The sequence below is a fragment of the Acinetobacter sp. CY17 genome (assembly GCF_059515825.1).
The window spans coordinates 82,963-105,354 of the sequence record NZ_JCAKMX010000014.1; the positions used below are offsets into that span (position 1 = coordinate 82,963).

General features: G+C 41.6%; 25 protein-coding genes and 1 rRNA gene. 16 read left to right on the top strand and 10 right to left on the bottom strand.

Annotated elements, in window-relative coordinates; genetic code table 11:
* Window positions 1-46: 46 nt before the first annotated feature.
* Complete coding sequence (locus tag AC5YCI_RS10610) at window positions 47-667, top strand: YidB family protein (protein WP_496129660.1); 621 nt, start codon at window positions 47-49, stop codon at window positions 665-667.
* A 60-nt stretch (window positions 668-727) separates the two neighbouring features.
* On the opposite strand, the gene AC5YCI_RS10615 is transcribed toward AC5YCI_RS10610, so the two are convergent.
* The 5 genes from AC5YCI_RS10615 to AC5YCI_RS10635 all read right to left on the bottom strand — a co-directional run bounded on the left by AC5YCI_RS10615 (window position 728) and on the right by AC5YCI_RS10635 (window position 4,747).
* On the bottom strand, window positions 728-1,807 hold the full coding sequence (locus AC5YCI_RS10615; protein ID WP_496129659.1) for a porin: 1,080 nt from the start codon (window positions 1,805-1,807) through the stop codon (window positions 728-730).
* Between the two features lie 172 nt (window positions 1,808-1,979).
* Complete coding sequence (locus tag AC5YCI_RS10620; protein WP_496129658.1) at window positions 1,980-2,393, bottom strand: HIT family protein; 414 nt, start codon at window positions 2,391-2,393, stop codon at window positions 1,980-1,982.
* Window positions 2,394-2,418: 25 nt separating this feature from the next.
* Window positions 2,419-2,688, bottom strand: a complete 270-nt coding sequence (locus tag AC5YCI_RS10625) for a YARHG domain-containing protein (protein WP_496129657.1) — start codon at window positions 2,686-2,688, stop codon at window positions 2,419-2,421.
* Between the two features lie 77 nt (window positions 2,689-2,765).
* Window positions 2,766-3,638: an NAD(P)-dependent oxidoreductase gene (locus tag AC5YCI_RS10630; RefSeq protein ID WP_496129656.1), complete on the bottom strand. Its 873-nt coding sequence runs from the start codon at window positions 3,636-3,638 to the stop codon at window positions 2,766-2,768.
* A gap of 14 nt (window positions 3,639-3,652) precedes the next feature.
* A complete protein-coding gene (locus tag AC5YCI_RS10635) occupies window positions 3,653-4,747 on the bottom strand; it encodes an alpha/beta fold hydrolase (RefSeq protein WP_496129655.1) in 1,095 nt (364 codons plus the stop codon).
* 133 nt (window positions 4,748-4,880) lie between these two features.
* On the opposite strand from AC5YCI_RS10635, the gene AC5YCI_RS10640 reads away from it, so the two are divergent.
* The 9 genes from AC5YCI_RS10640 (at window position 4,881) to trpB (ending at window position 12,614) form a co-directional block, all read left to right on the top strand.
* Window positions 4,881-6,068, top strand: a complete 1,188-nt coding sequence (locus AC5YCI_RS10640) for an O-succinylhomoserine sulfhydrylase (protein WP_496129654.1) — start codon at window positions 4,881-4,883, stop codon at window positions 6,066-6,068.
* 25 nt (window positions 6,069-6,093) lie between these two features.
* A complete protein-coding gene (locus tag AC5YCI_RS10645; RefSeq protein ID WP_496129653.1) occupies window positions 6,094-6,423 on the top strand; it encodes a YbaB/EbfC family nucleoid-associated protein in 330 nt (109 codons plus the stop codon).
* Between the two features lie 12 nt (window positions 6,424-6,435).
* Entirely contained in the window at window positions 6,436-7,032 is a 597-nt protein-coding gene (gene recR / locus AC5YCI_RS10650; protein ID WP_496129652.1) for a recombination mediator RecR, read from the top strand.
* 175 nt (window positions 7,033-7,207) lie between these two features.
* Entirely contained in the window at window positions 7,208-8,338 is a 1,131-nt protein-coding gene (locus AC5YCI_RS10655; protein WP_496129651.1) for a ribonuclease D, read from the top strand.
* 125 nt (window positions 8,339-8,463) lie between these two features.
* Window positions 8,464-8,766, top strand: a complete 303-nt coding sequence (locus tag AC5YCI_RS10660; protein WP_496129650.1) for a YcgL domain-containing protein — start codon at window positions 8,464-8,466, stop codon at window positions 8,764-8,766.
* A gap of 21 nt (window positions 8,767-8,787) precedes the next feature.
* The gene (locus AC5YCI_RS10665) at window positions 8,788-9,156 is read left to right on the top strand and encodes a hypothetical protein (protein WP_496129649.1); all 369 of its coding nucleotides are present in this window, start codon (window positions 8,788-8,790) and stop codon (window positions 9,154-9,156) included.
* A gap of 20 nt (window positions 9,157-9,176) precedes the next feature.
* Complete coding sequence (locus AC5YCI_RS10670) at window positions 9,177-10,028, top strand: AAA family ATPase (RefSeq protein ID WP_496129648.1); 852 nt, start codon at window positions 9,177-9,179, stop codon at window positions 10,026-10,028.
* Between the two features lie 169 nt (window positions 10,029-10,197).
* Window positions 10,198-11,385 (top strand): vWA domain-containing protein, encoded by a 1,188-nt coding sequence (locus AC5YCI_RS10675; RefSeq protein WP_496129647.1) that lies wholly within the window; start codon window positions 10,198-10,200, stop codon window positions 11,383-11,385.
* A 23-nt stretch (window positions 11,386-11,408) separates the two neighbouring features.
* Window positions 11,409-12,614, top strand: coding sequence for a tryptophan synthase subunit beta (gene trpB, locus AC5YCI_RS10680; protein ID WP_496129646.1), 1,206 nt, complete (start codon window positions 11,409-11,411; stop codon window positions 12,612-12,614).
* Window positions 12,615-12,651: 37 nt separating this feature from the next.
* Here trpB and AC5YCI_RS10685 read toward each other — a convergent pair whose 3' ends face one another.
* The 3 genes from AC5YCI_RS10685 to AC5YCI_RS10695 all read right to left on the bottom strand — a co-directional run bounded on the left by AC5YCI_RS10685 (window position 12,652) and on the right by AC5YCI_RS10695 (window position 13,932).
* A complete protein-coding gene (locus AC5YCI_RS10685; protein ID WP_496129645.1) occupies window positions 12,652-13,083 on the bottom strand; it encodes a CBS domain-containing protein in 432 nt (143 codons plus the stop codon).
* Window positions 13,084-13,190: 107 nt separating this feature from the next.
* On the bottom strand, window positions 13,191-13,556 hold the full coding sequence (locus AC5YCI_RS10690) for a DUF2750 domain-containing protein (RefSeq protein ID WP_496129644.1): 366 nt from the start codon (window positions 13,554-13,556) through the stop codon (window positions 13,191-13,193).
* Window positions 13,557-13,698: 142 nt separating this feature from the next.
* Window positions 13,699-13,932: a hypothetical protein gene (locus tag AC5YCI_RS10695; protein WP_496129643.1), complete on the bottom strand. Its 234-nt coding sequence runs from the start codon at window positions 13,930-13,932 to the stop codon at window positions 13,699-13,701.
* 225 nt (window positions 13,933-14,157) lie between these two features.
* Here AC5YCI_RS10695 and AC5YCI_RS10700 point away from each other — a divergent pair, with 225 nt between their 5' ends.
* Both AC5YCI_RS10700 and AC5YCI_RS10705 read left to right on the top strand, forming a co-directional pair.
* Window positions 14,158-14,520 carry a hypothetical protein gene (locus AC5YCI_RS10700; RefSeq protein WP_496129642.1) on the top strand — a complete coding sequence of 121 codons (363 nt, stop codon included), beginning with the start codon at window positions 14,158-14,160 and terminating at the stop codon, window positions 14,518-14,520.
* Window positions 14,521-14,575: 55 nt separating this feature from the next.
* Window positions 14,576-14,887 carry a hypothetical protein gene (locus tag AC5YCI_RS10705; RefSeq protein ID WP_496129641.1) on the top strand — a complete coding sequence of 104 codons (312 nt, stop codon included), beginning with the start codon at window positions 14,576-14,578 and terminating at the stop codon, window positions 14,885-14,887.
* Here the strand turns inward: AC5YCI_RS10705 and AC5YCI_RS10710 are convergent.
* A complete protein-coding gene (locus AC5YCI_RS10710) occupies window positions 14,884-16,338 on the bottom strand; it encodes a M16 family metallopeptidase (protein WP_496129640.1) in 1,455 nt (484 codons plus the stop codon). The two genes, AC5YCI_RS10705 and AC5YCI_RS10710, sit on opposite strands and share 4 nt — an antisense overlap.
* 1 nt (window position 16,339) lies before the next feature.
* Window positions 16,340-17,659: a M16 family metallopeptidase gene (locus AC5YCI_RS10715; protein WP_496129743.1), complete on the bottom strand. Its 1,320-nt coding sequence runs from the start codon at window positions 17,657-17,659 to the stop codon at window positions 16,340-16,342.
* A 194-nt stretch (window positions 17,660-17,853) separates the two neighbouring features.
* Here AC5YCI_RS10715 and ftsY point away from each other — a divergent pair, with 194 nt between their 5' ends.
* The 4 genes from ftsY to AC5YCI_RS10735 all read left to right on the top strand — a co-directional run bounded on the left by ftsY (window position 17,854) and on the right by AC5YCI_RS10735 (window position 22,348).
* Window positions 17,854-18,948: a signal recognition particle-docking protein FtsY gene (gene ftsY / locus AC5YCI_RS10720; protein ID WP_496129639.1), complete on the top strand. Its 1,095-nt coding sequence runs from the start codon at window positions 17,854-17,856 to the stop codon at window positions 18,946-18,948.
* A gap of 260 nt (window positions 18,949-19,208) precedes the next feature.
* Window positions 19,209-19,802: a nitroreductase family protein gene (locus AC5YCI_RS10725; protein ID WP_496129638.1), complete on the top strand. Its 594-nt coding sequence runs from the start codon at window positions 19,209-19,211 to the stop codon at window positions 19,800-19,802.
* Between the two features lie 64 nt (window positions 19,803-19,866).
* A complete protein-coding gene (locus AC5YCI_RS10730; RefSeq protein WP_496175512.1) occupies window positions 19,867-20,490 on the top strand; it encodes a DUF2057 family protein in 624 nt (207 codons plus the stop codon).
* A 321-nt stretch (window positions 20,491-20,811) separates the two neighbouring features.
* A 16S ribosomal RNA gene (locus AC5YCI_RS10735) occupies window positions 20,812-22,348 on the top strand.
* The last annotated feature ends 44 nt before the right edge of the window (window positions 22,349-22,392 follow it).

Consider the following 22,392-nt stretch of genomic DNA (forward strand, 5'->3'; position numbering starts at 1 on the left):
TACGTATGCTGAAAGAGAGGAATTTAACAATAACTAGGCAATTCATATGACAAATTTAAGTAATATTGTCGAGATTCTGGCAAAACAAGCTTTAGGTGGCAATCAGCAACACAACCAACAAAACGGTTTGGGGGGTATTTTAGGCAGTGTCTTAGGTCAGCTCGGTGGCCAACAAACTCAAAATAAATCACAAGGTGGCTTGGGTGGTATTTTAGGCAGTGTGCTCGGTCAATTAGGTGGGCAACAGCAACCCCAAGTGCAGCCGCGCAGTAATGCTGGCTTTTCTGGTGGCGGTAAAACCTTATTAATTGCGGTATTACCTCTGGTATTGGCTTGGATTCAAAAACAAGGTGGTTTACAAGGTGCTCTGGATAAATTACGCGGCCAAGGCTTAACCTCACAAGTCGACGATTGGGTCTCTACAGGAGAAGGTGCCAATGCTAGCGTGAATCAACAGGCGGTACAAAACCTATTTGATGACCAAGACGTTGAACAAGTGGCTCAACAAGTACATACCGATAAACAAGATGTGTATGGGGCAATTTCTCAAGTCTTACCAGAGATTATTGATTCGCTTACACCACAAGGTGAGCAGACCAGTAAACAAGAAGCCAATGATGATATTCAGCAAGTGCTTAACTTGGTATCTGGTTTCTTAAAACGTTAACAGGCAATAAAAAAGACCAGATCATGATCTGGTCTTTTTAATATAAAGTGGACTAAAGGCTTAGAAGTCGTAACGCATACCGACCGATAAACCTAATGCTGTTTCGCCTGCAGCATTCACACCTTGATCTTTACTTGGTTTGTTACTACGTGCTTGAGACCACGGCGTTAAGTTAGCGTTGTCATCGTTCATAACTGCAGCAACGTTGCCATACATACGTAACTGGCTGTCAAAGCGATGTTCTAGACCTAAAGCAAGTAGGGTTGAGTTGCTATCATCGCTATCCACTTCACGGTGGAACACTTGACCACGTAATGAAGTTTTTGGTGCAAATTTATAATCTGCAGCGACCCCTAATACATGTGCATCAGCATTGACACCCACATCATTGTCATGAGTAGTAAATTGGTATAAACCGCCAACATTTAAAGTTGGTGTAAGTTTATAACTTGCTGCAAGTCGTACACCATCACGCTCACCTTGGCTGACATCTTCTTCATAATGCTCATAGGCTGCAGCAAAATCAAATTTTTCAGCTTTATAGTTTAAGCCTAAGTCATAGGCTTTGGATTTTTCGTTATTATCTTCGATTGTCTCATCAGCAATCATGGTGCCATTATGTAAAGACAATGCAGCTTTGGCAGTAAAACCACCCGCAAATTTTGGTGATTGGTATTCAATCGTGTTTGGATTACGCTCATCAAAACGGTGATTATAAGCACGGGTAACGTTACGTAAATCACCGACTTGGTCACCAAAATAGTTGACAGGATTACGCGCTGCTTTAAATGGTGAGTCAAAACGACCGACTTTAACTTGACCAAAATTACCTTTTAAGCCAACAAAGGTATCACGTGTTGAGAAATCAACAGAATCTTTAGAGTCTTCTGAACCACTGGCAAAGTTAATTTGTTGTTCGATCTGAGCAAAGGCACTTAAATCTTCATTGACTTTGTGTTCAACTTTAAAACCTAAACGTGATGAATTTGAAGATAAGCCTACTTCGTTATAGTCTTTACCATCGTCAAGATAATCTAAAGAAACGTGTGCACGACCATAAATTTTAATATCAGCTGCCATTGCTAAGGCTGGTGTAAAAAGTGTTGCCCCAATTGCCAGTGCACAAAGTGTTTTGTTCATTGTTTGCTCCAGTAAAGAACTGAGCAGTAAGGAATATTTACTGCGCTTTATTGGGGCTCAGTATTGTCAAAAAATAAGACAATTCGATGAACAAATGATTGCAATTTGATGACGATTCACAAAAATAGGCACAAAAAAAATGGAGCGGACACGCTCCATTTTTTATTTACAGTTAAAGTGCTGCTTTAATTTTGTCAGCTAAAGCCTGAATTTGAACTTGATCACCCATAACAGCGCCATGTTTACCCAACTCATGAATTGAACTTGGAATGAGGTGGAAATGCACATGGGGCACAGTTTGACCAGCAGAAGCACCAGAGAGTTGCATTAACACTATACCTTTGGCATCTAAGGCTTTTTCGATGGCTTTGGCAACTTTTTGCACGATTTGAATGGTATAGGCTGCAACTTCAGGATCTAAGTCTAATAAGGTGACAGCAGGGCACTTTGGAATTACCAAAGTATGACCTTCTGCTTGGGGCATAATATCCATAAATGCCAAGACTTGATCATCTTCATAGACTTTAATTGCAGGTAATTCACCACGTAAAATGCGGGCAAAAATATTTTGATCATCGTAAGCCATGATTGTTCCTTAAAGATTGCTGTAATTATTTACAGTTCAATTCTTTCTGTTTTTGCTTAATTTGGTCAAGACGTTGTTGCTCTTTTTCTGAGAACTTCGGCTCTTTATTTAAATTACAGTTTTTACCATCAAAGCGTGCTTGTTTGGCAGGGTCCTTAAAGCAAAACCCTTTAGAAGCATAAATCACATCATGATCATCTTGCAGCTTTTGGCATTGTTGCTCATTCGCATTGGCATGCGTTGCAGCCAACAGAGTCATAAAACTTGCGATCGCTGCAATGGTGAATTTCATCATGTTGATATTCCTTCATGAATTAAATGATGTATAACTCTAATATTGGGGCACTGGCTTTAAAACACAATGACTAAAGCTTACTCGATTGTAATTTTATTCCAAGTTTCATACAGGTGAGCCAGAGTGGAAAAGTCACTTGAACTGTTGGTTTGATTACTCGCTGCTTGAACGAGACTTTGTGTTTGGGCAGTGATGGGCGCTGAAAGCTGAGCCTGACGCACTAAGTCTAAGGCAATGCCTGTGTCTTTTGCCAACAAAGGGAGAGCAAATGTGAGTGGAAATTCGCGATTAAGCACCCGTTGCGGTAGTACACTTTCGGTAACACCACTTTTACCACTTGAAGCGTTAATACAAGCTAAAGCGCCGTTTAGGTCTACCCCATGCGCTTTTAAGGTACTAAAACCTTCTAAAGCAGCACATAGGTTTACGGCCATCAGCATGTTGTTTACGGCTTTGACTGCAAATCCCGCGCCTGACTCACCCACATGTTGAATCAGTTCACCAAAACATTCAATCGCAGGTAGGGCCCGCTCAAAGTCTTGTCTATCACCGCCAATCATCACGGTTAGTGTGCCTTTCTCAGCACCAATAGTTTGACCAGATACAGGGGCATCTAAAAAACCGATGCCTTGGGCTTTTAAACGTTGGTGCAACAGGCGCGCGCTGTCAGGTACTCCACTGGTACAGTCCACCCAAATTGAACCTGACCTTAAGCTCACGCTATCTAGCAGGTGTATCACATCTTGACTGGTCGGGAGGCATGAAAAAATTACATCGGCTTGTACAGCTTGGCTTAATTCAACCGCCTGTGAGCCATATTCAGCCGCATGTTGTTCGGCTTTGGAAAAGTTACGGTTCCACACCCACACCTGATCAAATTTTTTGACTAAGTGTGCTGCCATACGGTAGCCCATTGCCCCTAAACCAATGAATGCAACGGATTGAATCATGCGAATACCCTTTTTTAGATCTGTGTCGAACGTTGTGTCAGCCAAGCCGCCATCTGTGGCCAAAATTCCTTGGCTGTATTTTGGTTAGACATAATACCCATATGTCCACCCGGAATGAGAGTAAACGTGACATCTGTGCTGCTTGTCAATTCGCATAAAGGCGCAACCGCTTTGGCGGAGACCAATTGATCGCGCAAACCCGCGCCCACCAAGAGATTGCAGTGAATATTTTTTAAATCGATAAGTTTATTGTTTAAGTGAATATGACCGTTTTTGAGTGGGTTTTGCAGCCAAATATTGAGCATCATATCTTGGTTAATTCCACCAGGGTAATCAATCATGTCATTTAAATAAGCGCCCATGGTGGCATGTTCTTGCACAATTTGTGGGTCATCTAAATTTTGCAAAAAGCGTTTATGACCATTCAGCCAGCCTTTAGGGTCAAGTAGTTTAAATACCAAAGCATTGAGTTTTCCGGGTGTTTGAATCATTTTCTTAGGGAGTTTGCCTTGGTATAGGGCCTCTGCCACGCGTGGATAGCGGTGCAACACTTTTTGAGTGTGTTTAAGCAGTTGACCATGCCAGCCGGTTAGAAAGGTATCAATCGGCGCACCTAGGGTAATTAAGTTTTTAATCTGTTTGGAGTGGCTATGCGCCGTGTAGAGTGTGGCAAATAAGCCGCCCATACTCCAACCATGTAAAGATAACTCTGCACTGTTGGCATGTTCACGAATATGGCTTAAGCACTCTGGAATGGTGTTGTCTAAAAAGCTCATAAAATTGAGCTGATGATGGCTATAATTAAGACGTCCCCAATCGAGCAAATACACTTCAAAGCCTTGCTGTTGGAAATAATTCACTAAAGAGCGATAAGGGTATAGGTCGTAAATGGAAACAGTGACTGCAAGCGGTGGAATAAACACCAAAGGTTCTAAAAATTTACGTTCTACCGCAGGATAGTGACGTACTTTGGCGTGTTCGTATTCAAAAATCACCTGATAGGGCGTGCTTTGCGAGACCACAAGCGAGGTACTGCGAAACACCCGTGTGGATAGATTTTTCAATTTATCTGTTTGATTTTTCAGGTTGATTTTCCCTAATTTTCTCATAAATAGCACATCTTTAGCAGTAGATTTGGACGAAGTCTAAACGATCATTGTATATTTTACCTTGACCGAGAAGATATTAGGCGCTCAAAATGTTGGCAATTCTTCACACAGGCAGTCATAGACTGAAAATATAATGAGTCAATACGACGATCTTGAATACCAATTAGATACTTTGGCACTACGTACCGGTCATACACGTAGCTTTGAGGGTGAACACGGCGAGCCAATTTTCCTAACTTCATCTTTTGTGTATGCCAATGCTGCAGAAGCTGCGGCCAAATTTTCAGGTCAAGAACCAGGTAACATTTATTCGCGCTTTACCAACCCTACGGTGGCAATGTTTGAAAAACGTCTTGCCGCTCTAGAAGGTGCAGAACGCGCAGTTGCCACCAGTTCAGGTATGGCTGCGATTATGGCTGTGGCGATGTCGTATTTAAAACAAGGCGATCATGTGATTTGTTCACGCGCCGTGTTTGGTTCGACTGTAGCAATGTTTGAAAAATATGTGGCGAAGTTTGGTGTTCGTGTTGATTTTGTAGATTTAACCGATCTAGACGCATGGAAAAATGCCATTCAACCCACCACTAAACTATTATTTGTTGAATCACCTTCTAATCCACTGGCTGAAGTGGCTGATATTCAAGCTTTAGCGGACCTTGCCCATGCACATGGTGCTTTACTTGCCATTGACAACAGCTTCTGTACGCCGGTATTACAGCAGCCGTTGAAATTTGGTGCAGATTTAGTGGTTTACTCTGCAACCAAATACTTAGATGGTCAAGGCCGAGCTTTAGGTGGTGCGGTGGTGGGTAACCATGCCTTACTTGAAGACGTGTTTGGTTATGTGCGTACCACAGGTCCTTCTATGAGCCCATTTAATGCATGGGTATTCCTAAAAGGTTTAGAAACATTACGTTTACGTATGCGTGAACATTCAGCCAGTGCACAAAAATTAGCAGAATTTTTAGATGCGCATGATAAAGTTGAAAAAGTCTACTATGCAGGTCTGCCGGCACATGTAGGCCATGAATTAGCAGCTAAACAACAAACAGGTTTTGGTGGTATTGTCTCATTTGAAGTCAAAGGCGAACGTGAAGGCGCTTGGAAAGTCATTGACAATACCCAATTTATTTCCATTACCGGTAACTTGGGTGATGCAAAATCAACCATTACCCATCCAGCAACCACCACACATGGCAAATTATCAGCAGAAGCCAAAGCTGCAGCGGGTATTCGTGAAGGTTTGATCCGTGTTTCTGTTGGTTTAGAAGATATTAATGATATTATTCGCGATCTTTCTCGCGGATTAGATCTGATCTAATTATTACGTTTTTTCGGAGATTTTTATGAACATTAATATGTTGATGCAGCAAGCACAGCGCATGCAAAAAGACATGGAAGCCAATGTTAAAAAGGCTAAAGAACAGCTTGCACAAACTGAAGTCCATGCCGAAGCAGGTGGTGGTTTAGTCAAAGTGACCATGACTTGCCGTCATGTGGTAAAACGTATCCAAATTGATCCTGAATTATTGCAAGATGATGCCGATATGATTGAAGATTTAATTGCCGCGGCAATGAATGATGCTGCGCGTCAAGCGGAAGCCATTTCTGAAGAAACCATGAAAGCTGCCAACCAAGGCATGGGTTTACCCCCTGGTCTTGCTGGCATGTTCTAAGGAATTAACGTAATGTTTAGTGATCGTTTTGATCAACTGGTCCAAGCATTACGTGTTCTACCTAGCGTTGGGCCAAAATCGGCCCAGCGCATGGCATTACACCTAATGTTAAAAAACCGTGAAGGTGCCTATCAACTGGCGCAGGCTTTAACTGAAGCAGGCAATCGTTTGCATGCATGCAGTCTTTGTCATTCTTTGACCGAAGACAATGTCTGTGATATTTGTGCAGCACATGATCGTGATGGTGAAGTACTCTGTGTGGTGGAATCACCCGCGGATGTGATGGCGATTGAGCAAAGTGGGAGTTTTCGTGGTAAGTACCATGTTTTAGGTGGACATTTATCACCACTTGATGGCATTGGTCCTGAAGAAATCGGGATTCCCTATTTATTGCAGCGCTTGAGCCAAGGTGAAATTAAAGAAGTGATCTTAGCGACCAATGCTACAGTGGAAGGACAAGCTACCGCACACTACCTTTTAGAAGCCAGTAAGCATCTACCGCTGACCATGACACGTATTGCCCAAGGTGTGCCGCAGGGTGGGGAACTTGAGTACGTGGATAGTCATACTTTGAGCCAAGCCGTGCATAATCGAATGCGCATGAAATAATTTTTTATGCGTTTTTGCTTTTATATAAAAAAAATATAACTATCTTTGTATATCTCCGAGAAAATTTTAATAAAATGTGAAATAAAACACACTCTACAGCATTTTTTTATATCTAAATTATATAGATAAGGCTAAAATAATCGGGTTAAAAAGGTATCCAATGATAATCTAAGATATGTTTCAGTTTATTCAACAGCAAAAAGACTTGGAGCCAATTTTAGGGCAGATGGGACAGTGTTCGACTTACGGTTTAGATACCGAATTTATTAAGGTGGACACCCTATGGCCAAAACTTGGTGTTTTTCAAATTAATGTTGCCAATCAAGTCTATTTACTCGATGGAACTACATTAGATTTAAGCGCCTTTTGGCAGAAAATATTTGCTGCTAAGCAAAATATTTTCCATGCCTGTGGTGAAGACATTGATCTGATCTATCATTATGCACAGCAAAATCATCTCGATAATGTCTTTGATACCCAAGTGGCTTTATCTTTTTTAGGTTATGGCCTGCAGGTGAGTTATCAAAACGCGCTGAAAAATTTACTTCATATTGAGATTGATAAAGATCAGACCCGTTCGGATTGGTTGGCGCGTCCTTTAAGTCAGGAGCAGCTCAATTATGCTGCCAATGATGTGCTGTACATTATGCAATTGTCTGAAAAGATTCAGGCTGAGCTACGTGCTAAAGGTATGCTGGAGTGGGTATTAGAAGATTGTCGTCATTTAACCTATGAAATTGGTCAACAGACTCAGCCTGACTTACTGTATCAGGATGTCGGTAATTATCGACATTCTCGCCGTCAACTCATGCAGTTGCAGCGTTTAGCAATGTGGCGTGATGAACTTGCCAAAGCCTTAAATATTCCCAAAAGCTTTATTCTTAAAAATTCTAGTTTGATGGATTTGGTTGAGAAAAATCCGCGTAATCCATTTTTATTGGCCGCTGTCAAAGACGTGCGACCCAATATTGTGCGTGAATATGGCAAAACCATTTTGACCTTATTGAAAGATTTACCTGAGCCAGATGTGTGGCCTGAGCGTTTACCGCGTCCACTGCGTGCTTCACAGCAGCTGAGCGAGAAAATTGAGCAGATTTTAGCGAACGCCGTGGCAGAAACAGGTATTCCGAAAGAAGTCTTGATGCGTAAAAAATGGATGAATGCACTGCATCAGCATGTATTATTTCAATCCAGTGAAGCAAGTTTGCCCCCATATCTATTGGGTTGGCGTTATCAGCTTCTTACCCGGCCATTGCTTGATGCATTTTGCCAAGATCTGGCTTACCAGTCGGGTGATTTGGCGTAAAACTTTACATTTATGGACTGAAAGCATTAATATTTCAGTATTATAAAAAGACAGATCAAGCAAAAGCTGCGGTATCTGTCTTTTTTTTATTGTATGCTGTTCACAGTTGTTTTATGAGTTCTAATATGTACTGTTCTATTTATAAATCGAGCAAAAAAGACGAAATGTATTTATACGTGGTTCGTCCAAATGAAAATGAAGCTGAAGGCTTTGATCCGCTGTTGGTCTTACCTGAAGCAGTACGCGGTGCATTTGGTCGTGCAAGCTTTGTTATGGATTTAGAATTACACGCAGAACGCAAATTGGCACGTGTCAATGTATTGCATGTGATGGACTCACTTCAAACGCAAGGTTTCTTTTTACAAATGCCGCCTGAAGGTTTAATTAACCCAAATGCAGTGGAACCAGAAGGTTTACGCGGCGCATAAGCATCAATCAGGAGAGAAGAGATGGATTTGACATTTTTGGAGGCCATTCCTGAAGACCTGATTGCGATCACGGTTTATTTAGGCGGAAGTGCCATTATCTTATGGTGCTGGTATGAAATTGCCAAACGCCTACCTAAACTTTTAGGTGGCATGACTTGGATTCTAGGTTTTGCCATTTTACTCACTCCTACTGTGTCAGAAGGCAGCAATGCAGCACTTGCACCTGCTATTTTTGCTTTAATCTTTGGTGTACTCACGAAAGATATGCCTTTGGTATGGGCTAATTTAGCCAGTATTTTGCTGGTCACAGGGGTGGGTGCGATTTTAGGCTATTGTTGGTCAACGTATAGTGCCAATAAGGCCCAACAACACAAAGATTCTCCATTATAATAAGCAGACAGGGATGAACTATGGGCGCGGATCAGACACAATTTAATGGTAGCGACAGTTATATTGCCACCGAGAGTCTTAAGCTCGCTGTTAAAGCGGCACGTCAATTGCAAAAGCCTTTACTGATTAAAGGTGAACCGGGAACCGGTAAAACCTTATTGGCAGAACAAGTGGCACACAGTCTAGGTTTGCCATTGTTAACTTGGCACATTAAATCAACCACTAAAGCGCAGCAAGGCTTATATGAATATGACGCCGTGTCACGTTTACGTGATAGCCAGTTAGGCGATGATCGTGTTTATGAGATTAAAAACTATATTAAACCGGGTAAATTGTGGCAGGCATTTGAACGTGATGAACGCTGTGTATTATTAATTGATGAGATTGATAAAGCTGACATCGAATTTCCAAATGACCTTTTACATGAACTCGATAAAATGTCGTTTTTTGTGTATGAAACCGGTGAAACCATTTGTGCCAAGCAACGTCCAATCGTCATTATTACTTCAAATAACGAAAAAGAATTGCCAGATGCCTTTTTGCGTCGTTGTTTCTTTCATTATATTGATTTCCCTGATGAAGCGACCATGCGTCAAATCATTGAGGTGCATTTCCCCAAAATTTCTGCACAATTGGTGAATGACGCATTGCAAGTATTCTTTAAACTGCGTCAAATGCCAGGCTTAAAAAAACCGCCTTCTACTTCTGAACTCATTGATTGGTTAAGTCTGCTCATGGCCGATGATATGCCAGCAGATCTGTTAAGCAAGCATGATCAAAGTAAAGCGATTCCACCTTTATATGGTGCATTGCTGAAAAATGAGCAAGACGTACAGTTGCTTGAACGTTTGGCGTTTATGCCACGTCGTTAAACCATATGTTTTGAAATAATAGCCGGTATATCCGGTTTTTATTTTATCAGTATGTTCAAATCTTCTGAGATTGCAACATATTGCATATCGCTTGCTGCAGTCATAAGATGAAGCAAAGGGCTAATCAGGATGTGGCCCAAATTTAGTTTTAATTAAATGGGATGGGTTTATGTTTGTGCGCTTGTTTTACACTTTACGCAAATACGGCATTCCTGTCTCTACGCGTGAGCTCATTGATATCAATCACGCCGTGGCGTCAGGTTTAATATTTGCAGATCAAGAACAATTTTATCAGCTCACTCGTACTGTAATGGTCAAAGATGAGCGCTTCTTTGATAAATTTGACCGTGCGATGCAAGACTATTTTCAAGGCATTGCCAGTGTTGATCTCGATCAATTGCTCGAGCAAGTTCATAAAATCCCTAAAAGTTGGCTGGATTTAGAATTATTAGAAAAAAATCTGACCGCTGAACAGCGTGAGCAACTACAAAAAGCTGGCTCTTTAGAGGAGTTGATGAAAATGCTGGAACAGCGTTTACGTGAGCAGCATAAAAAACATCAGGGTGGCAATAAAATGATAGGTACAGGGGGGACATCACCCTTTGGTGCTTATGGTGATCATCCTGAGGGGGTGCGGATTGGTGGCCCAAGTCGCAAACGCTCAGCGGTGAAGGTGTGGGAGAAGCGGCAATACCGTAATCTAGACGATGATCAATTGCTTGGTAGTCGCCAAATGCAGATGGCCCTGCGTCGTTTGCGTAAATTTGCTCGCCAAGGTGCAGCAGAAGAACTTGACATTGATGGCACTATTCAAGCTACAGCCAAACAAGGTATGTTGGATGTACAGCTGATGCCTGAGCGGCGTAATCGGGTCAAAGTATTAATGCTGTTTGATGTCGGCGGGTCAATGGATGCACATGTTAGTCAATGTGAAAAATTATTTAGCGCGGCGAAGACTGAATTTAAGAGTTTAGAATATTTTTATTTCCATAACTGTTTATATGATTATGTCTGGAAGGACAATATCCGTCGTTCTACAACCCGAATCAATACCATCGACCTATTTAATACCTATGGACGGGACTACCGTGTGATTGTAGTTGGAGATGCCAGTATGGCACCCTATGAGGTCACGTCTATTGGTGGTTCTGTAGAATATATGAACGATGAGGCTGGACAAGTCTGGTTACAGCGTTTACAACAGCATTTTGACAAAACCGCATGGCTCAACCCTGAGGCACAGGAATATTGGCAATACACCCATACGATCGGACTGATCAAACACATTTTTGCTGATCATATGTATCCAATGACCTTAAATGGCATTGAAGATATGACACGTTACTTAGCTCGCTAGCGTAATCTACTTAGAGAACTTTTATGCAACATCACATCAACGGCATTGCTTTACCCGATGAAGACGGCTTCTTTGGTCACTATGGTGGTCAATTTATATCAGATGATCTCAAAGCAGCTATGGATGAAATTAATATCGCTTATGAAGAAATCCGTCATAGTGATGCCTTTCAACATGAACTCAAAGAATTATTTGCCCATTATGTAGGTCGTCCTAGTCCGTTATTTTATGCCAAGCGTTTATCTACACAGCTTGGTGGTGCGCAAATCTATTTAAAGCGCGAAGATTTAAACCACACCGGTGCGCATAAAATTAACCATTGTTTAGGTGAGGCTTTACTTGCTAAATATATGGGTAAAACCAAAGTCATTGCAGAAACAGGCGCAGGTCAACACGGCGTTGCTTTGGCCACGGCCTGTGCGCTAGTCGGGATTCCATGTGAAATTCATATGGGGCAGGTGGATATTGAAAAAGAACATCCTAATGTCGTTAAAATGAAGATTTTAGGTGCTCACCTCATTTCAGTAACCCGCGGTACAGCCACCTTAAAAGATGCAGTAGATAGTGCTTTTGAAGAATATTTAAAAGACCCAAAAAACTTTATCTATGCGATTGGTTCTGTAGTTGGGCCGCATCCATTTCCTAAAATGGTGCGTGATTTCCAAGCCATCATTGGAGATGAAATTAAAATTCAAAGCCAAGATCGTTTTGGGGTTAATCCTGACTATGTCGTGGCGTGTGTTGGTGGTGGATCGAATGCTGTAGGTTCATTTAGTGCATTTTTAAATGATCCTGAGGTTAAGTTGGTGGGTGTAGAGCCTGCAGGTCATGGTTTAGACACTATGATGCATTCAGCAACTTTAACCCTAGGTCGACCTAGTCAGATCCATGGAATGGCATGCTATGTGTTAGAAGATGAACATGGTGAGCCTTTACCTGTGCATTCGATTGCATCGGGTTTGGATTATCCAGGCGTTGGGCCACAGCATAGCTTACTCAAAGATTTAGGTCGTGTGCAGTATACTTCGGCGACCGACCAAGAGTGTTTAGATGCCTTTATGACTTTATCTCGTGTAGAAGGAATTGTACCTGCTTTAGAAAGTGCCCACGCCGTGGCATGGGCCATGCGTGAAGCACCAAAGTTAAGTCCAGAGACTAAAATTGTTGTCACGGTATCAGGTCGTGGTGATAAAGATGCTGATTATGTGGCTGCAAAACTCGGCTTATAATCGCGTTAAAAAAAGCCGCTCATTTGAGCGGCTTTTTTTAACCTGAAATATAATGCTGCAACTGTTCAATTAAAACACGTTGATCTTCCATCGCGGCTTTAACTAAATCGCCAATGGCAACCATGCCCAATAATTGTTCATTTTCGACCACAGGTAAATGACGTAAATGCCCATCAGTCATGATTTGTAAGCATTGTTCTACTTTCATGTTCAGCGTCACGGTAAGAACATTGCTGGTCATAATCTGATCAACATTGGTGGTAAGCGATGAACGATTTTTTAATACCACTTTATGGGTATAGTCGCGCTCTGAAATAATCCCTATCACTTTCTTATTTTCATCGGTCACGATCAAAGCACCAATGTTCTTTTCTGCCATTAACTTAATAGCACTGCGTACGCTGGCGTTAGGTGCAATGGTATAGACATGATCATCTTTACTTTCAAGTACTTGAGCAACTGTCGTCATCTTAAATTCGGGTCCTTATTGTTGTTGTGAAGTGTAAGACGTGTTAGGGCAAAAACATGCACAAAATCCAACGTCTTTATTTATATATAACAGCTTAAGTGATATTTTTACACCGTTTTTAAGCTTAAATCTTGAAAAAACCAGCTTTGCATTTGCGCAGCACTCAGTTTAAGGCGATGACGATCACTACGATACAGGGTAGGACGTACATTTAAACGCTGTAGGGTCGGCAATAAGGCGCTATTAAAATTTTCTGAGGTAATTTTGCGCGCTTTATATTGTGGCCAATGTTTTTGCGCATAACGCTCGGCATGTTGGGCATTTAACCAAAATGGAAAAATAAAGTCTTCGTGATCTTGGCTCATTGCCCAGCCTTGATGATAAAGGCCCCACAGCACACCGCAATACATCATCGATTTTAAAATGGTGACTTTTAAAAACAAATCTTGAGTCACAGGTTGTAGTAAGTGCATAAAGGTATCGAGCTAAACGAAAGAGATAGGCTTATTGTAAAAAGATCATGTGAAAGATCAGTGTAAGCTTTGCGAAAAATCGTAATTAAATATGTCTATAAAATCAATAGATGTAAAAAAACGCCACCTAGGTGACGTTTTTTCATGCTTGCATGGTGGCCATGTTTTGCCAATATTGTGCTTTTAAAGAGTCGCGTTCTACACGGAAACCTTGGTAATACAATTCAGCTAAAAATAATGCCGCTTTACCATGACCTGCGCGTGCTGCTTGTTCCAATTCTTTAACTGCATCAGAGAAATTCATTTGCGATTGAATGGTATTGACCGCATTGGCATAGACATGTTCTAAATCATGTTGAGAGATAGGCTGATTCATAGAAAACTCCTTATTGTAATTATGATCAAATTATCAGACTGTTAAGGCAGTCTTTAATTTAGTTTAAACTAAACATATTAAACTAATATTACAAACTACCTACTTGTGTCAATGTTTATATGAGGTAATTTTCACATAATTCAAGATTACATGATTAAACAATGATCTTTTTTATTATTGATTAATATAATGGATGAATAAATAAACAAAAACAAGGAGAAAAGCATGAGCACTCGTACTTTAGATGGATTTAATATGGATCTGCCACCTAGCCATGAGCAAATCATTGCTTTAGCTCGTCAGCATCGCTTAAATTTGGAAGAGGCGATCTTCCACCATGAAATTCATTTAGGTGATTTTTGCCTAGCCCAGCGTAAACGTGTCTATGATTTTACCCGTGAGCTGAGTCCTGAGCAGCGCTTAGATTTTTATAATACTTATAATGGTGAACTTGAACGCATTGCTGATGAAGACCAGCTGCATCCTGCTGATGCTGAAGGAGGAGTGAGTGTCTTTGCAATCGCTGTAGTGCTGGCCATTATTGCCTTAATTTTATATTTTGGTGTGGTGCGTAATATGGTGAGCTAATCGCTTGTACTTCTGATTGCCGCGTTTTACACTACTTGGCAATTCGAGGACATTTATGCCGTTGTATTCAAAATCATTTCATCTACCTATTACACTGCAACAATTTTATCATGTTGCAGTGTTGTTTTTAGTGCTTGCTATTGTGCTGATTGCCTATCGTAGTTTGCAACATCCTGTAGGGGCGCAACAACTGCAACAATTACAGCAGTTAGCGCGCCAACAAGAATATCCCAACACTCAATCTGTAGCCTTAAGGGTATTACGTGACTATGAGTACATCTCGTATGGGCAATACCTTAAAATTATGCATGCCCAACAGGATGAACAGCGGCAAGCCAATCAATTGCCTGCACTACAGCTGGACTAAGGCTTGAGATTGGCTTCTAACCCGCGTTGCAGTGCTTTTTTGTCTAAACTAGGTGCGGCAACCATGACTGTTAAGCGATCGGGATGAATCCAGCGCTGTATGGCATCTTGAACCTGTTTGGCGTCAATCTTCTCTAAGGCAAGACGGTAGTGTTGTAAATAGTCCTTCGATTCACCATGAAAACCTAAAGCAGCCAATTGGCTGTTGATGTCGGCATTACTGGCCAAGCTGCGTGGGAAAGCTAATAACATACCTGCTTTGGTATCTGCAAGTTGTTGTGGGTCAATGGGCTTGCGTACAAAGTCAACCAATACTTTATATGCAATTAAAATACTGTCCATCAGCTGATCTTCACGGGTTGAATAACTTAAACTAAAGCTCCCTGTTGTTTGACTAAACGAAAATTGACTACTAGCGCCATAGGTATAACCACGTTTTACGCGCAGTTCTTGCATTAAGATGGAATTAAACCCGCCACTGCCTAGCATACGATTTGCAATCTGTAGGGCCAAACGGTCTGGGTCATGCCGTGTCGTAGCAAGGTGTCCCATAATTACATGTGCTTGCGTTGAAGAAGAAGGTAAATGTTGAATGCGAATGGATGATTGCAAAGGGGCAGTGGCTAAGGGTGCTGCTTTTTGCCCAGTCCGTAACGCCCGTGCAATTTTATCGGCTAAAGCTGTGGCTTGCTGAGTGCTTAGTTGGCCTGTAATCGCAAGATTTGCATTGTTGGCCACTAAGAACTTGTTACGAAAGGCATGCATAGATGTTGGACTAATTTTTTGTAAACTGCCCACTGTTCCTGTAATCGGCTCTGCATAAGGGTGCTGAGCATATAGAGCACGATTAAACGCGATGCCTAGGAGGCGACTTGGATTTTCCTGTAGCTGCTTTTGACCAACCTTATGATTATCTACCATTCGACTTAAACCGTCTTTTTCAAACGTGGCTTGATTGATGACATGTAACACCAGTTCAATCGCCTGATTTAAGGTTTCTGGATTACTGAGGCTACGTAACTTAACAGTAAACACATCGCGTGAGACGCTAAAGCTGACTTGTGCTCCTAGATCCTCAAAGGCTATTGCTAATTGCTCAGCACTGTATTGCGGTGTACCTTCGTGCATGAGTCGCGCCGTGCTATGGGCGAGTCCAGTCAAACCAGCCATAATTTCATGGTCACGCGCACTGCCAGCATTAAAGTTTATTTGTACATCCACCATTGCGAGGCTTGGGCTTTCAACGAAAAATGTGGGAATTAGGGTCTTTAAAGCCTGTACTTTTGGTAGTTGATCCTCAACTAAACGTATATTTTGAAGACTGGTTAGGTTTTGAATGGATTGCAATTGCTCTATACGAATCGCATGATCCTCATAAATACGAACCTCAGCCAAGGTTATGCAAGAATAGCCTAAGCAAAATAAGGTGCCTAATAATTGGAAACAGTTCATCTTAAGACACCTTATTTTTTAATAAATTTTTCGAAACTAAATGTAAAACGCTTAAATTATCTCGAATCAAATAATCACGAGAAACACGTTGCAAATCCTCAGCAGTAACGGTTTTAAGCTTATGCGGGAGTTGTTCATTTAAACGAAAATCTAAACCATTAACCGCTAAATTACCGATACTTTTGGCACGTTGAGTAATATCATCTTGGCTATAAACTAAATTTGCGGCCAAACGTTGGCTAATGCGCTTCATTTCAGCCGAGTTGACACGCTCATGTTGTAAAATCTCAATTTCTTTATGGATGGCGTTTTCAGCTTGTTCAAATGAGATTCCAGTTGCAGGAAGGGCAGTGATACTAAATAAGCTATCACCACGGCTATATAAGTCGTAACTCACGCTAACCGAAGTTAAGATTTTTTGTTCACGTACTAAACGACTTTGTAAACGTGATGAAATACCGCTGTCTAAAATATTGCGTAACACATATAAAGCATAAGCGTCTTGTGGATTTGACGCCGTGCTTAAAGATTTTACATTCCATGTCATATACAAGTTTGCAACTTGCACATCACTTTGCATCTGCATATAGCGATAGCCTAATCGATCAAATTCACGCACATCATTACGCTGTGGTACAGCTTTAGCAGGAATAGCACCAAAATAGGTTTTAATCTGTTGTAAGGCCTGTTGAGGTTCGATATCACCGACCACTACTAAAATTGCATTATTGGGGGTATACCAAGTTTGATACCAATGCTTTAAGTCATGTAGCTTTAAATTTTCGAGCGTTTTCATGTGACCAATAATCGGCTGACGATAATGACTGGTCGGCAAAGCAATCCATTTAAAACGTTCAAAAGCCAAACTACGTGGATTATCTTCTGTACGTTGGCGACGCTCTTCCATGACCACTTTAATTTCAGTGTCGAAATCTTGCTGACGCAGCACTAAATTCTGCATACGATCTGCTTCTAATTCTAAAGCCATGGGAAAATAAGCTTTAGGATAAAGCTGATAATAATTGGTATAGTTGGTAAAAGTCGCCGCGTTAATTGAACCGCCATAGACTCGGCTTAACCGAGTAAATTCGTCATTTGGAACTTTAGTGGTGCCCTTAAACATCATATGCTCAAGTGCATGTGAGACGCCCAAAGTATTGCCTGATTCATCGCTGCTACCCACCTTATACCAAATTTGGCTCATCACCATAGGGGTACGATGATCAGGTTGAATAATCACTTCTAAGCCATTGCTGAGCTTGGTGTGTAATATTTGATGATCTTGAGCAGCTTGAGTACTTGCTGAATAGAGACACAGCATTGCATATACAAAGGTGCCAAAGGAGAATGGGACAAAGGACACGGAGTTGACCTAAATAAAAATTGCTAGGCTATTGTTGAAAAAAAGCCAACTGAACACAAGTCATGTTTGCAGTTGTATGTGCTCAATGTTCTCTGTAATTAAACTATGTTAGACTCTTTGTTTTTTAACGCGATGCTTTTTAAGGATTCGGCATGCAACAGCAAAATCTGCAAAATAAATTTTTGATTGATGCTGATATCGGGGATGACGATGTCACGCTACCGAGCTTACCTGCGGTAGATGTACCGATTGTGGCCATTCAACCCGCTCAAGCAGTTGCCACACCTGAAGTGACTCCAGAACAAGCACCTGCAGCATCGGGTGGTTTCTTTAGCCGTATGAAAGAGGGTTTAACCAAAACCCGTAAAAACCTTGCCGATGGTATGGTGAATATTTTAATCGGCGGTAAAGAGATCGATGATGAATTATTAGAAGAAGTCGAAGAACAACTGTTAGTCGCCGATATTGGTGTAGAGGCAACAAAAACCATTATTGCCAATTTAACTGAGCGTACCGCGCGTGGTGATTTGATTTACTCACATTCACTTTACAAAGCGTTGCAAGAAGAATTAGTGGCCTTATTGGCGCCACGTGTTAAGCCTTTGCATATTGATAGCAACAAAAATCCGTTTGTGATTTTAGTGGTGGGTGTAAATGGTGTGGGCAAAACCACAACCATTGGTAAATTGGCTAAACGCTTACAAGGTGAAGGTAAAAAAGTTATGCTAGCAGCAGGGGATACGTTCCGTGCGGCAGCCACTGAGCAGCTACAAATTTGGGGTGAGCGTAATAACATTCAAGTGGTTGCACAAGGGCATGGTGCTGATTCAGCATCGGTGATTTTTGATGCTTTTGAAAGTGCACGCGCTAAGGGTGTCGATGTATTAATTGCTGATACTGCAGGTCGTTTGCATAACAAAGGTCACTTGATGCAAGAATTGACTAAAGTTAAACGTGTCATGCAAAAAATTGATGCCACAGCACCGCATGAAATTATGTTGGTGGTCGATGCAGGTACTGGTCAAAATGCCATTAACCAAGTCGAAATGTTTGATGAAGCGGTGGGTCTGACAGGTTTAACCATTACCAAATTAGACGGAACTGCAAAAGGTGGTGTGTTATTTAACATTGCTAGTCGTACCCATGTGCCAATTCGTTTCATTGGTGTGGGTGAAAAAATTGACGATTTACGTCCATTTTCAGCCAAATCATTTGTTGCTGCATTATTTGAAACTGACAAAAATTAAGATTAGGTTTGAATTGAAAAGCTCTGCACCATGCGGGGCTTTTTTAATTCAAGAGTAGCGATTAAAAATCAACCTAGTGGAAACCATTTAAAACTCATCTTGCAATTGAAGCTTGTTTAAATTGCAACGTCGCTTACAGAAATCTCGTTTTCACACTTAATGTTCTAAATCTGAAACGTTGTGTTACGCAATAAACTCTAGGTAGAGAGAAATGGATCTTTTAGGATAAAGATCTGTTTTAAACTGTGCTGAGAACAACAATGTCATTTTTACAACATATGCAAAAACGTCGCAGTATTTATCATATTGGTACTCATGTGAGTCAAAGTGTCGACCAAATTGATGCCTTGATTCGTGAAAGCGTGCGTTTAAGTCCATCTTCATTTAATTCACAAACCTCGCGCGTAGTCACGCTATACGGTGAGTCTCATCAAAAATTTTGGAATATTGTGCTTGAAACATTGCGTCAAATTGTACCTACAGAGGCATTTCCAAATACCCAAGCCAAAATCCAAGCTTTTGCCGCAGGCTTTGGCACAGTATTATTTTATGAAGATCAACAGGTAGTGGAAGAATTACAACAGAAATTTGCTTTGTATGCAGAGAATTTCCCAATTTGGTCAGAGCATTCAAGTGCCATTGCGCAATTTGCCGTATGGACTGCATTAGCAGAACATAATATTGGCGCCTCTTTACAACATTACAATCCAATTATCGACCAACAGGTTGCCAATGCCTTTGCTATACCGACCACATGGAAATTACGTGCCCAGTTAGTATTTGGTTCTATTGAAACACCAGCAGCTGATAAAGAATTTATAGCAGATACACAACGCTTTAAGCGTTTTGATTAATTTGCCTCAATGTAAATCTGTTTAAAGTAAATTTGTCATAAAACTGACATTTAAAGTCTGCACTATGCAGGCTTTAGTTTTTCTGGCGCTTTATATCATGAAATTAAAGACATTAATGACCGGTTTGGCTTTGCTATGTAGTACCTACCTTTCAGCTGCTGTCACGATTACTGTGCCAGAGGAAATTAAAGTAGTTGCAGTCAATGGTCAGGAGTTCAACCAAGGTCTATTGAATAAGAAAAAACAGTATCAATTGGCAAGCGGTCGTCAAGATATAAGCTTACGCTATCAAGAATTCTTTCAACATGCGGACAACTCACATGATATTGTAAAGTCACAAGTCTTCAATTTTGTGACACCAGAACTTAAAGATGGTAATTATGTTTTAAAGCTCATTGATGCACCTCAGGATTTTGAAAGTGCTAAACAATATAAACAACAACCCGTTGTAGGATTATATGATGACAATAAACAATTAGTTTTACAAAAGGCTGCTGATCAATTCACGAAAAAGCCATCTTTAAACTTTGTTAGCAATACTTTTGCAATCAACCAGTCTGAATCTTTAAATCAGGTTAAAAATTCAGATATAAATGCTCTTGATCAGCAATTGATCCGACTATGGCAACAAGCATCGATAAGTGAGCGTCAGAAGTTTATGAACTGGATTGCAGAGCAAGCAAAATAAAATTAGAAAGTCATTTTTAGCCATTAATAGTGTTATTTTAATTTTTTTGATAAGTGGGCTTGCTATTTAAAATATTTTATATAGAATGGTCAGCCTAAACACGAAATGATAATATTGTTTCTGCTTTGATCTTGCTTCTGACGAAGAATCAAGAAAATCATTAAGAGATTATGAAGAACAACTTGTGTGGATTTTTACTGGTTGATCAATCGAATATATTTTCATTGATAATTGGTAAGAATTTCTCGAAGTTTATTTGAGCAAATTTTTTGTCAGTAATTGATGAGCCAAGATTGGTGCCCTATAGGCACTATTGATTTTAAACTGAAGAGTTTGATCATGGCTCAGATTGAACGCTGGCGGCAGGCTTAACACATGCAAGTCGAGCGGATGAAGGTAGCTTGCTACTGGATTCAGCGGCGGACGGGTGAGTAATGCTTAGGAATCTGCCCATTAATGGGGGACAACAGTTGGAAACGACTGCTAATACCGCATACGCCCTACGGGGGAAAGCAGGGGATCTTCGGACCTTGCGTTAATGGATGAGCCTAAGTCGGATTAGCTAGTTGGTGGGGTAAAGGCCTACCAAGGCGACGATCTGTAGCGGGTCTGAGAGGATGATCCGCCACACTGGGACTGAGACACGGCCCAGACTCCTACGGGAGGCAGCAGTGGGGAATATTGGACAATGGGCGAAAGCCTGATCCAGCCATGCCGCGTGTGTGAAGAAGGCCTTTTGGTTGTAAAGCACTTTAAGCGAGGAGGAGGCTACTTAGATTAATACTCTAGGATAGTGGACGTTACTCGCAGAATAAGCACCGGCTAACTCTGTGCCAGCAGCCGCGGTAATACAGAGGGTGCGAGCGTTAATCGGATTTACTGGGCGTAAAGCGTGCGTAGGCGGCTTTTTAAGTCGGATGTGAAATCCCTGAGCTTAACTTAGGAATTGCATTCGATACTGGGAAGCTAGAGTATGGGAGAGGATGGTAGAATTCCAGGTGTAGCGGTGAAATGCGTAGAGATCTGGAGGAATACCGATGGCGAAGGCAGCCATCTGGCCTAATACTGACGCTGAGGTACGAAAGCATGGGGAGCAAACAGGATTAGATACCCTGGTAGTCCATGCCGTAAACGATGTCTACTAGCCGTTGGGGCCTTTGAGGCTTTAGTGGCGCAGCTAACGCGATAAGTAGACCGCCTGGGGAGTACGGTCGCAAGACTAAAACTCAAATGAATTGACGGGGGCCCGCACAAGCGGTGGAGCATGTGGTTTAATTCGATGCAACGCGAAGAACCTTACCTGGTCTTGACATACAGAGAACTTTCCAGAGATGGATTGGTGCCTTCGGGAACTCTGATACAGGTGCTGCATGGCTGTCGTCAGCTCGTGTCGTGAGATGTTGGGTTAAGTCCCGCAACGAGCGCAACCCTTTTCCTTATTTGCCAGCACTTCGGGTGGGAACTTTAAGGATACTGCCAGTGACAAACTGGAGGAAGGCGGGGACGACGTCAAGTCATCATGGCCCTTACGACCAGGGCTACACACGTGCTACAATGGTCGGTACAAAGGGTTGCTACCTCGCGAGAGGATGCTAATCTCAAAAAGCCGATCGTAGTCCGGATTGGAGTCTGCAACTCGACTCCATGAAGTCGGAATCGCTAGTAATCGCGGATCAGAATGCCGCGGTGAATACGTTCCCGGGCCTTGTACACACCGCCCGTCACACCATGGGAGTTTGTTGCACCAGAAGTAGGTAGTCTAACCGTAAGGAGGACGCTTACCACGGTGTGGCCGATGACTGGGGTGAAGTCGTAACAAGGTAGCCGTAGGGGAACCTGCGGCTGGATCACCTCCTTAACGAAAGATTGGCGACCGGTAAGAATCCACAACAAGTTGTTCTT